The sequence below is a fragment of the Aminobacter sp. P4_H6_2 genome, assembly GCF_056400805.1.
This window is the reverse complement of sequence record NZ_JBFUKO010000140.1, coordinates 1-10,120: the sequence shown is the minus strand read 5'-3', so window position 1 is coordinate 10,120 and position 10,120 is coordinate 1. Positions and strand designations below refer to the sequence as shown.

The following is a 10,120-nucleotide window of genomic DNA, read 5'->3' as shown; positions in this document are numbered from 1 at the left end:
CCACTACAAGCTGGCGCAGGTCGCAGCAGAATATCTGAAGGCCGCGGGCTTCAAGGTGCAGCTGGATGTGGTCGAATGGGCAACTCTGACCAAGAACCGCACCGATGCGGCCTTGTGGGACATCTACATCACCCACAGCCCGTTCCTGCCCGAGCCATCTTTGACCGGTTTCATGTCCGATACAGCGCCAGGCTGGTGGGTTTCCGACAAGAAGCGTGAGGTTCTCGGCGCTTTCAACGCGGAATCCGACCCGGCAAAGCGTCTCGCCTTGTGGCCAGCCGTGCAGCAGGTCGTCTACGACGAGGTTCCTGCCTTCAAGGTCGGCAATTTCAACGCGCTCGCCGCCCAGGCACCCAATCTGAAGGGTGTGACGCCGGCCCCGTGGCCCTACTTCTGGAATGCTTATCTCGAAGCCAAGTGACGGACTTCCACTGCCGTCGAAAGCTGGCGGCCTGATGTTGCTCCCTCTCCGGCCGTTTGCCGCCACCTCTCCCCCCGTTCGAAGGGGGAGAGGAAGAGCCACGTCGTTGCCGCCAGAAATGTAATCGAAGCCAGGACGTGAAAAGACAATGCTGCGTTCGATCATCAACAGACTGTTCGGCATGATCGTCGTTATGGCGATCGTCGTGACGATCGTCTTTGTCATCGTCCGCGTGACGCCCGGCGATCCCGCCGCTGTCATGCTTGGCCCCGAGGCCACCGCCGCGGATATCGCAGAACTGCGCACCAAGCTCGGTCTCGACGGCTCCATTGTCGAACAGTTCGGGCACTACGTCTTCGGTGTTGTGCAGGGCGATTTCGGCCAGTCGATCTTCCTCAACCAGCCGGTCACCGAAGCACTTGCACAGCGCGCCGAACCGACCTTCTTCCTGACCATCTTTTCGCTGTTGATCGCCACCGCTATCGCACTGCCGGTCGGTATTCTGTCGGCCTACTGGCGCGGCTCGATTTTCGACCAGGTGGCAACGACCGTCGCCATGTTTGCCGCCAGCATTCCTAGCTTCTGGCTTGGCCTTTTGCTGATGCAGTTTTTCGCCGTGAAACTCGGCTGGTTCAACACCTCGGGTTATGGTGGGCCAGGCGCCTCGCTCGGCGAGCGACTCAACCATCTGGTGCTGCCGGCATTGGCGCTCGGCCTCGTCAGCTCGGCGCTGATCACCCGCTTCACCCGCGCCTCGATGCTCGACGTGCTGAATGACGACTACGTCCGCACCGCCCGCTCCAAAGGCATGAGCGAGTGGCGCGTCGTGCTGAAACATGCCTTCAAAAACGCCCTGATCCCGATCCTCACCGTGCTCGGGCTGACCGCGGCACTGCTGATCTCCGGTGCGGTGGTGACCGAGACGGTGTTCGGCCTGCCGGGCGTCGGCAATCTCGTTGTTTCAGCCGTGCTGCGCCGCGACTATCCCGTCATCCAGGGCGCGCTGCTGGTGATCGCCGGGCTCTATGTTCTGGTGAATTTCGGCATCGACATGCTCTATCTGCTGGTCGACCCAAGGGTGCGCTACTGATGGCCGCGATCTCCACTCCATTGCAGGTTGAACCCGGCCTGCTGTCACGCCTGATCACCCGGCGGACCTCGCTGATCGGCCTCATCGTCCTCGCCATTCTTGCGGCCGCGGCGATCCTGGCACCCCTGATCGCGCCCTATTCGTCGACCAAGCTGTCGATCGCCAACCGGCTGCATGCGCCCAGCTTGCAGTTCCTGTTCGGCACCGACGATCTCGGCCGCGACGTCTTCACCCGCATGCTCTATGCGGCGCAGGTTTCGCTCTCAGTCGGCTTCGCCGTGGTCGTGCTGGCCTCGGTCATCGGCATCGTTCTGGGGCTCACGTCCGGTTTCTTCCGCAAGGCGGACGCGCCGGTCTCCCGCCTCATCGACGCCATGATGGCCTTCCCGGATATCCTGCTCGCCATCGCGCTGGTCGCGGCACTGGGTGCTTCCGCCACCAATGTCATCATCGCGCTCGGCATCGTCTACGCACCGCGCCTGGCGCGTGTCGTGCGGGCCTCGACTTTGGTCATCCGCGAACTGCCCTATGTCGAGGCGGCACGCGCGCTTGGCGTGCCGACGCCGGTGATCCTGGTGCGCCACGTGCTGCGCAACGTCACCTCGCCGCTTCTGGTCCAGGGCACCTTCATCTTCGCCAACGCCATTCTGGCGGAAGCTGGCCTCTCTTTCCTCGGCGTCGGCATTTCGCCCGATGTTCCGACCTGGGGCACCATGATCAGCGTCGGCCGCCAATATATGGATCAGGCGCCGTGGATCATGATGTATCCCGGCGGCGCCATCGTCATCACCGTTCTGTCGCTGCAACTGGTCGGCGACGGGCTGCGCGACCTCCTCGACCCGCGCCTGGCAAAGGACATCTAGAGCGACATGATCGGCAATCGTTTCCCCAAGGCCGAACGGCCACTGCTCATCAAGGGTGCGAAGCCCATCGGCTTCGGCAAGGCATTCGACCAGCCTGTCGATATCCTGATCGGCACGGACGGGCGCATCGCCGATATCGGCGGATCGATCGCCGCCAGTGACGATGCCCGCACGCTCGACGCCAAGGGCGCCTGGATGTCGCCGGGATGGACCGACATCCACGTCCATGTCTGGTATGGCGGCACCGACATTTCGCTGAGACCCGCGCAATGCGGCGCAGCACACGGCGTCACCACCATGGTCGATGCCGGTTCGGCCGGCGAAGCCAATTTCCACGGCCTGCGCGAATTCATCATCGAGCCGGCCCAAGAAAACATCTACGCCTTCCTCAATCTCGGCTCGATCGGGCTGGTCGCCTGCAACCGGGTCAGCGAACTGAGCGACATACGTTCGATCGACTTCGACCGCATCATCGCCACCGTCGAAGCCAACCGCGATGTCATCGTCGGGCTGAAGATACGCGCCAGCCATGTCATAACAGGCGGCTGGGACCTGACACCGGTCAAGCTCGGCAAGAAGCTCGGCCGCATCCTCAAGCTGCCGATCATGGTGCATGTCGGCGAGCCGCCGCCCCTATACGACGACGTGCTCGGCCTGCTCACCGAAGGCGACATCGTCACCCACTGCTTCAACGGCAAGGCCGGCAGCTCGATCCTCGAGGACGAAGACCTCTACCGGCTGGCCGAACAGGCAGCCGCGCGCGGCATCGTGCTCGATGTCGGCCATGGCGGCGCCTCGTTCTCCTTCGACGTCGCCAAGGCCGCGCTCGAGCGCGGCCTGCCGCCGAAGACTATCTCGACCGACCTGCACAACCGCTCGATCGACCGCTCGGTGTGGGACATGGCAACGACGATGTCGAAGCTGCTGTCGCTCGGCATGAAGATGGAAGACGTGGTGACCGCCTCGACGACGGCGCCGCGCCGCGCCATCGGGCTGGCAGCAGACGGGCTRCTGGAAAAGGGCAAGCCGGCCGAATTCACGCTGTTCGACGTCGTCGACGCCGACGTGACCGTGAAGGATTCGCAAGGGGCCACCAGCACTTTGCACCGCATGTTCGAGCCGCGCCACGCCATCCTCGGTGCCGAGCCYGTCGTCGCGCATCGCTACATGCCGCCGGCGCGCGGCGGCACCGAGCCACACGCCTGTCCTCATTGCGGATGGAATTCATGACCGGAGAGATCGCGCCCGACACCATCATGTCCGTACAGGATTTGAAGACCTGGTTCGTGACCAAGCGCTTCACGGCCAAGGCTGTCGACGGCGTGACCTTCGACCTCAAGCGCGGCCAGACACTGGCCGTGGTCGGCGAATCCGGGTCCGGAAAATCGGTGACCAGCCTGTCGATCATGGGGCTTTTGTCGAAGCCGGGCGCGATCGCCGGCGGCAAGGTCCTGTTCCGCGACCGCAAGGAACAGGTGCACGACCTGGCCGCCTTCGCACCGAAGGAGTTCCGCAAGATCCGCGGCAAGGAGATCGCCATGATCTTCCAGGAGCCGATGACCAGCCTCAACCCGCTCTACACTGTCGGCGACCAGATCGGCGAGATGATCGCGCTGCACGAGCCCGTCAACCGGCGGGAAGCGCGCAGCCGGGCGCTCGCCATGCTGAAGCATGTCGAGATACCGGACGCGGCCTCGCGTCTCGACGACTACCCCCACCAGATGTCCGGCGGCATGCGCCAGCGCGTGATGATTGCCATGGCACTGGCCTGCAGCCCTTCGCTGTTGATCGCCGACGAGCCGACAACAGCACTCGACGTCACCATCCAGGCCCAGATCCTCGATCTTCTGCGCCGCCTGCAGGCCGAGTTCGGCATGTCGATCCTGTTCATCACCCACAATCTCGGCGTCGTCGCCGAAATCGCCCATGACGTCGTCGTCATGTATGGCGGCCGCGTCGTCGAACAGGCGCCGGTCAACGACCTTTTTGCCCATCAGCGGCATCCCTATACCAAGGGCCTGCTCGCCTGCACGCCGAATGCCGCGCGCGATATCGATGCGTCAGGCGAGCGCCATGCGCTTTATTCGATCCCCGGCAGCGTCCCGCCGATCACATCGCTTCCGCCGGGCTGCGCCTTCGAGCCGCGTTGCGAATATGCGGTTGAGGCCTGCCGCGCAGCGCCGCCGGCGCTGGTCACCGCCGGGCGCGCCGGCTTCTCGCGTTGCATCAGGAGCGCCGAATTATGAGCGTCCCCATGCCAGAATCCCAAGACGCCAAGCCGCTGCTCAGCGTCCAGGGCCTGACCAAGCATTTCCCGGCCCGCAACGGCCGTATCGTCCATGCCGTCGAAGACGTCAGTTTCGATGTCTGGCGCGGTTCGACGGTTGGTCTGGTCGGCGAATCCGGCTCAGGCAAGACGACGGCGGGCCGCTCGGTGCTGCGGCTTGTCGAGCCCACTGGCGGCAAGGYGATCTTCGACGGCGTCGACCTGTTCACGCTGTCGCCCCGCGAGATGCGCGCCTATCGCCAGCGCCTCCAGATCGTCTTCCAGGACCCGTTCTCCAGCCTCAACCCGCGCATGCGCATTTCAGCGATCATCAGCGAGGCGCTCGACGCGCGCGGTTTTCCGCGCGGCAAGGCGCGCGCTGAGCGCATCGCCGAACTTTTGACGCTTGTCGGCCTGTCGCCGGACCACGCCACACGTTATCCGCATGAATTCTCCGGCGGCCAGCGTCAGCGCATCGGCATTGCGCGTGCACTTGCGGTGGAGCCGGAATTCGTCGTCGCCGACGAGCCGGTCTCCGCACTCGACGTGTCGGTGCAAGCGCAGGTGCTCAACCTGCTCGGCGAATTGCAAAAGAAGCTCGGGCTGACGCTGCTGTTCATCGCGCACGACCTGTCGGTTGTCGAATATCTCTGCGACGAGGTCGTGGTGATGTATCTCGGCCGCGYCATGGAGCGCGGCCCGAGCAAAACCGTCTACGCGGCCCCCCGCCACCCCTACACCAGGGCGCTGCTTGCAACCGCACCGGTGCCCGATCCGACGCGCCGCCGTACCCATGTTCCCTTGCAGGGCGACATCCCGAGCCCGATCAACCCGCCGTCGGGCTGCGTCTTCCGCACCCGCTGCCCGGAAGCGATCGCCGCCTGCGCCGAAATCATCCCGCCGGTCGAGCATGTCGGTGGCGGGCACCATGTGGCCTGTATCCGCCACAGCGAACCAACTGCCTGACTGGAGTACGCATATGACCTTTTCCGAGGCTTTGAAGCGTCCGGAAAACACGCCCTACGACCGGCTCAAGGCGCTTGGAATTACGCTTCCAGGAGCGCCACCGCCGATCGCCAATTTCGTTACCCATGTGCAGGAGGGCAAGCTTCTGTTCTTGTCCGGCCAGGGTCCGACCGAAGGCGACGGCCGCCTGCATACCGGCAAGGTCGGCGCCGATGTGAACGTGGAAGCAGCCTATGGGCATGCACGGCTGACAGGCATCAATTTGATCGCCGTCATGCAGGCCGCTCTTGGCGATCTCAACCGCGTGCGGCGTGTGGTAAAGCTGCTCGGCATGGTCAATGCGACGCCCGACTTCGCCGATCATCCCTCGGTGATCAACGGCTGCTCCGATCTCTTCATCGAAGTGTTCGGGCAAAGCGGCGTCCACGCGCGCTCGGCGGTGGGCCACGGCTCCCTGCCCGGCCAGATCACCGTGGAAATCGAAGCCATCGTGGCGATTGATTAAGGTTTCATGAGATGAATATTCAAAACAAGAACGCCACGCCGAAAGACGATATCCGCAGCCGCCTCGGCTTGAGGCCGGTGATCAACGTCTCCGGCACCATGACCTCGCTTGGCGCATCGATCGTGGTGCCGCAGGCCGTCGAGGCTGTCTCGGCGATCCTCAGCGAATTCGTCGAGCTCGGCGATCTGCAGCGCCGCGCCAGTGCCGTGATCGCCGACCTGACCGGTGCTGAAGCAGGCTTCATCACCGCTTCCTGCTCGGCAGCGATCAGTCTCGCGGTTGCGGCCGCCATGACCGGGCCCGACCTCGCCGCGATCGAACRCCTGCCAGACACGACCGGCCTCAAGGACGAGGTGCTCATCCAGTCCGGCCATTTGGTGAGCTACGGCGCGCCGGTCGATCAGGCGATCCGCCTCACCGGTGCCAAGGTCGTGCCGGTCGGCCAGGCGACGAGCGCCTCGGCCTACCAGCTGCGCGGCGCCATCACCGATCGTACCGCATGCGCGGTCTATGTCGTATCGCATCACGTCGTCGACTACGGGCAGATCCCACTGAAGGTGTTCGCCGCCATCGCCCATGAACGCGGCGTGCCTGTCATCGTCGATGCGGCATCCGAATATGATCTGGCCGGCTTCCTCGCCGATGGCGCCGATCTGGTGCTCTATTCCGGCCACAAATTCCTCGGCGGCCCCACCTCCGGCATCGTCGCCGGGCCAAAGGAAAAGGTGCGCGACGTCTACCTGCAGAACCGTGGCATCGGCCGCGGCATGAAGGTCGGCAAGGAAGGCATCGTCGGCACGCTGGCCGCCCTTCAGGCCTGGAAGACCCGCGACCATGACGGTATTCGTGCCCGCGAGCGGAAGGCCCTCGACTGCTGGGTCGAGGCACTGGATGGAAGGGCCGGCATCACCGCCACGATCACTGCGGATCCGACCAACAATCCGCTCGATCGGCTGATGATTTCGGTCAATCCGGCTGAAGCTCGCATCACGGCCTGGGACCTGGCCGACAGGATGGGGACCGGGGACCGTCCGGTGATCGTGCGCGACCATGAGGTCGAACACGGCTATTTCTATCTCGATCCCTGCAACCTGCATCCTGGTGAGGAATTCGTCGTGGCGGAGCGGCTTGCCGAGGAACTTGACCGCGCGTGCGGCTCCAACGAGATCATCGCCACGCCGTTCGATGAAAGGCTGCTGGCGCGCGAGGCTGCGATCCTCAAATGGCCGGATTGACCTGTTCGCGCGCGTGCGGACACCCTACAATGCTTTCGACACAAATTCTGGATTCCCATGCCGAAAACTGTTGCAAAGCAAGACGATAGCCCCGCCGGCAGCGCTGAACCGCGCCGCTCGCGCACCAGCGGCATCGACCGGGCACTGCAGATTCTCGATTATCTGCAGATAGCGGAGCGGCCGGCAACGGCTTACGAAATCGCCCGCGACATCGGGGCACCGCTGTCGACGATCTACGTGATCGTCGACGACCTCGTCGAGAAGGAGCTGCTCGACCGCCACGATGGCGGCCTGTTGTGGCTTGGACCACGCCTCTATCACTACGGCCTGACCTATGCCCGCACGCTCGACCTGCTCAACGTGGCGGTCCAGGAGATGCACGAGCTTGCCTCGAATTCGGGCGAAACGATCCAGATTTGCGGCCGCGACGGCGACCAGATGGTCGTCCTTGCCATGCAGGAGGGCAAGGACCATTTCCAAGTCACCTCGCGCGTCGGCACGCGCAGCCCGCTCAACTGGACTGCGTCGGGCCGCATGCTGATCGGCCATCTGCCGGAAGCCGAGCGCCGCGAGATATTCGCCCGCTCGGCAACAGTCTCGCCAACAGGCCGCGCCGAAACCGACAAGGACGTCCTGGCCAAAACTGCTGCGGCCGCATTGGAAGAGGGCCTGTCGATCCAGGCCGGCGAGTCCGATTTCTCCGTGGCCTGCATTGCCGCTCCGGTCTGCGACAACCAGGGCGCCTGCCGCGCGACGATCTCGATCGTCGTGCCTGACATCAAGCTGAGACAGAAGAACCCCGACCTGATCGCGCTGGTGAAGGCAAGCGCTCGACGCATCGAGGCGCGGCTCGGCTGGCAGTCCAGTCGGTCGCAATGACAGTTTGCCCTTGCCAGGTGGCGCACTTATCCGGCCACCTCCCCGTCTGGGGCCAGTTTCATTCCGATTGAATCGGAATGCGACCCTATCCTTTTTGGCAGCATGATCTTTTTGCGAAAACCAGTTCCCCGGGATCGAGTTCCAGGGGGCCAGTCGAGCGTGGCACGCCGTCGGATCAGAGTTGGCCCGACTTGTCCAAACAGCCTTCGCGGCCTCGTTAAATGGATAGCGATTTTTCGATCGTCAGCGTCGTGCTCATGGTGGATAGAATAATAAAATTGACATTGCCGCCTGGAGAAGCTATCTAATATTTGTCGATATTTGCTTGTTTGATTTTTGTTATTGCACAATGACACTGTGCGTCGACGAACTTCCCTTCAAATAAAATCGCGATGTAACCCGCCGTGCAGTCGCATGGCGGTCGATTAATATTGCCACGAAAGGGGTTTGTCATGACCACTGGCACAGTGAAATGGTTCAATGCTACCAAGGGCTTCGGCTTCATTCAGCCTGATGATGGCGGCGCGGACGTGTTCGTCCACATCTCCGCTGTCGAGCGGGCCGGCATGCGCGAAATCGTCGAAGGCCAGAAGATCGGCTACGAGATGGAACGCGACAACAAGTCGGGCAAGATGTCCGCAGGCCAGCTGCGCGCTGCCTGAACGGGATTTGTGCCCTTCGGTGACCACGGATGTACTGGCACCGTCTTAGGGCGCGACTACCAACGAAGGCCAGGCAGTTTGCCTGGCCTTTTTCGTGACAGCGATCAGGCCTCTTTTCGAAACAGCAGGGATAACAAACATGACCCAGTCCCAGAGCAAGGCTCGAGAGCAGGCAGAGTCGGCCTTTGGCAAGACGCAATCGCAGTCTCTCGCCCGCAACCGCATCATCTCCGAGATCGACGCGGTTGTTCAGGAGCGCGATGAGAAGACCTTGCGGCTGCGCGCTTTGCGCAAAGAAAAAGAAGCCAGCGACCTTGCCGCCAGCTCCTCATCCGCTCGTACCAAGACCGTTGTCAAACGTTAGAACTCATCCCTAGGGACGCAAGGCGCTCCACGTCTTGCTTGGCTGCATTGTGCCATCCGAAAGTCGATTCCGATCTTTGCGCCGGTGCATTGTGGTCGGCGGTTTGCCGCCAGGCCACATGGAGAAGCGGCTCGAACCAAGGGTCCACATGGCAGCCGGTTGAAGCCGGGTATCGGCAAAAATCGGGCTCGGCCAAGAATCCCACCAAGTTTCAGTTTAAGTCGAATTTCGACTTTTTGTTCGAAGCACCACTCTTCGAGGCGCTGCCGTTGCCGGGCTTGTTGCCCCCCTTTACCAGCAAGATAGCCCCGCCTGGCGTCGCCTGGCTGCTGAGCGCAGGCTTGGCGGCGGTCTTTGCCACCACCGGTGCAGCGGCAAATGCCGCCGGCGTGATCATCAGCGACACCAGCGCCGCTGCAACAAACGTCTTCATCATTTAGCCTCCTTTTCATCGACCACCTGGCCATCAAAGGCGCGGGAGGGCACCGCTTCTCGCTTGGTGCCGGACCACGCCTGCGCCAAAACGCGGTCGCATACTGAAATGCCCGCAAACTTCCGACTTGGGCATACGGCAGATGCCGTATTTCGACCCGACGCCGGCAGGGGCTTCGAAGACTTGGTTAGCCGATGGTTTTTAAAATCGCACGGCGTCTCGGCGTGGCGATCTGTGACCTTCGCGGCGCTGCCGCAATCGTTCGGTTGCCGCGCTCAGAAAACGCTGTTTCTGCAAGCCAGAACGTGGAAGACCTTCCCACGGTTGGCACATTCTTTTGCCCTGAAAGCAGAAGTCGATGTCTCTGAGCCGTCTCGTTCCTTCGCACCCCCCTCTGGCCTGCCGGCCATCTCCCCCACAAGGAGGGAGATCACGC

Annotated in this window: 11 protein-coding genes and 2 pseudogenes; 12 read left to right on the top strand and 1 reads right to left on the bottom strand. The window is 62.9% G+C overall.

Features of this window, described 5'->3' with window-relative positions:
* The 11 genes and pseudogenes from AC1DUU_RS12780 to AC1DUU_RS12730 all read left to right on the top strand — a co-directional run.
* Positions 1-421 (top strand): annotated as a pseudogene (locus AC1DUU_RS12780) (ABC transporter substrate-binding protein); the annotation flags it as partial.
* 148 nt (positions 422-569) lie between these two features.
* Positions 570-1,511 (top strand): ABC transporter permease, encoded by a 942-nt coding sequence (locus AC1DUU_RS12775; protein WP_476783792.1) that lies wholly within the window; start codon positions 570-572, stop codon positions 1,509-1,511.
* Entirely contained in the window at positions 1,511-2,374 is an 864-nt protein-coding gene (locus tag AC1DUU_RS12770) for an ABC transporter permease (RefSeq protein ID WP_476783791.1), read from the top strand. The genes AC1DUU_RS12775 and AC1DUU_RS12770 overlap by 1 nt, the downstream gene beginning before the upstream one ends.
* A 6-nt stretch (positions 2,375-2,380) precedes the next feature.
* The gene (locus tag AC1DUU_RS12765) at positions 2,381-3,604 is read left to right on the top strand and encodes an amidohydrolase/deacetylase family metallohydrolase (RefSeq protein ID WP_476783790.1); all 1,224 of its coding nucleotides are present in this window, start codon (positions 2,381-2,383) and stop codon (positions 3,602-3,604) included.
* An 8-nt stretch (positions 3,605-3,612) separates the two neighbouring features.
* Entirely contained in the window at positions 3,613-4,620 is a 1,008-nt protein-coding gene (locus AC1DUU_RS12760; RefSeq protein WP_476783793.1) for an ABC transporter ATP-binding protein, read from the top strand.
* An 8-nt stretch (positions 4,621-4,628) separates the two neighbouring features.
* Positions 4,629-5,606 carry an ABC transporter ATP-binding protein gene (locus AC1DUU_RS12755; RefSeq protein WP_476783789.1) on the top strand — a complete coding sequence of 326 codons (978 nt, stop codon included), beginning with the start codon at positions 4,629-4,631 and terminating at the stop codon, positions 5,604-5,606.
* Between the two features lie 13 nt (positions 5,607-5,619).
* The gene (locus AC1DUU_RS12750; RefSeq protein ID WP_476783788.1) at positions 5,620-6,111 is read left to right on the top strand and encodes a RidA family protein; all 492 of its coding nucleotides are present in this window, start codon (positions 5,620-5,622) and stop codon (positions 6,109-6,111) included.
* Between the two features lie 11 nt (positions 6,112-6,122).
* Positions 6,123-7,346, top strand: a complete 1,224-nt coding sequence (locus AC1DUU_RS12745) for an aminotransferase class V-fold PLP-dependent enzyme (RefSeq protein ID WP_476783787.1) — start codon at positions 6,123-6,125, stop codon at positions 7,344-7,346.
* A gap of 57 nt (positions 7,347-7,403) precedes the next feature.
* On the top strand, positions 7,404-8,225 hold the full coding sequence (locus AC1DUU_RS12740; protein WP_476783786.1) for an IclR family transcriptional regulator: 822 nt from the start codon (positions 7,404-7,406) through the stop codon (positions 8,223-8,225).
* A gap of 452 nt (positions 8,226-8,677) precedes the next feature.
* A complete protein-coding gene (locus AC1DUU_RS12735; RefSeq protein WP_476783785.1) occupies positions 8,678-8,887 on the top strand; it encodes a cold-shock protein in 210 nt (69 codons plus the stop codon).
* A gap of 139 nt (positions 8,888-9,026) precedes the next feature.
* The gene (locus AC1DUU_RS12730) at positions 9,027-9,251 is read left to right on the top strand and encodes a hypothetical protein (protein ID WP_476783784.1); all 225 of its coding nucleotides are present in this window, start codon (positions 9,027-9,029) and stop codon (positions 9,249-9,251) included.
* A gap of 211 nt (positions 9,252-9,462) precedes the next feature.
* Here AC1DUU_RS12730 and AC1DUU_RS12725 read toward each other — a convergent pair whose 3' ends face one another.
* A complete protein-coding gene (locus tag AC1DUU_RS12725) occupies positions 9,463-9,687 on the bottom strand; it encodes a hypothetical protein (RefSeq protein WP_476783783.1) in 225 nt (74 codons plus the stop codon).
* Positions 9,688-9,918: 231 nt separating this feature from the next.
* On the opposite strand from AC1DUU_RS12725, the pseudogene AC1DUU_RS12720 reads away from it, so the two are divergent.
* Positions 9,919-10,120, top strand: a pseudogene (locus AC1DUU_RS12720) (hypothetical protein); the annotation flags it as partial.

Bases quoted from the DNA above. Each gene is read 5' to 3' on its own strand.
- AC1DUU_RS12775 (WP_476783792.1), top strand. From the start codon at position 570: ATGCTGCGTTCGATCATCAACAGACTGTTCGGCATGATCGTCGTTATG.
- AC1DUU_RS12770 (WP_476783791.1), top strand. From the start codon at position 1,511: ATGGCCGCGATCTCCACTCCATTGCAGGTTGAACCCGGCCTGCTGTCA.
- AC1DUU_RS12750 (WP_476783788.1), top strand. From the start codon at position 5,620: ATGACCTTTTCCGAGGCTTTGAAGCGTCCGGAAAACACGCCCTACGAC.
- AC1DUU_RS12740 (WP_476783786.1), top strand. From the start codon at position 7,404: ATGCCGAAAACTGTTGCAAAGCAAGACGATAGCCCCGCCGGCAGCGCT.
- AC1DUU_RS12735 (WP_476783785.1), top strand. From the start codon at position 8,678: ATGACCACTGGCACAGTGAAATGGTTCAATGCTACCAAGGGCTTCGGC.
- AC1DUU_RS12730 (WP_476783784.1), top strand. From the start codon at position 9,027: ATGACCCAGTCCCAGAGCAAGGCTCGAGAGCAGGCAGAGTCGGCCTTT.
- AC1DUU_RS12725 (WP_476783783.1), bottom strand. From the start codon at position 9,687: ATGATGAAGACGTTTGTTGCAGCGGCGCTGGTGTCGCTGATGATCACG.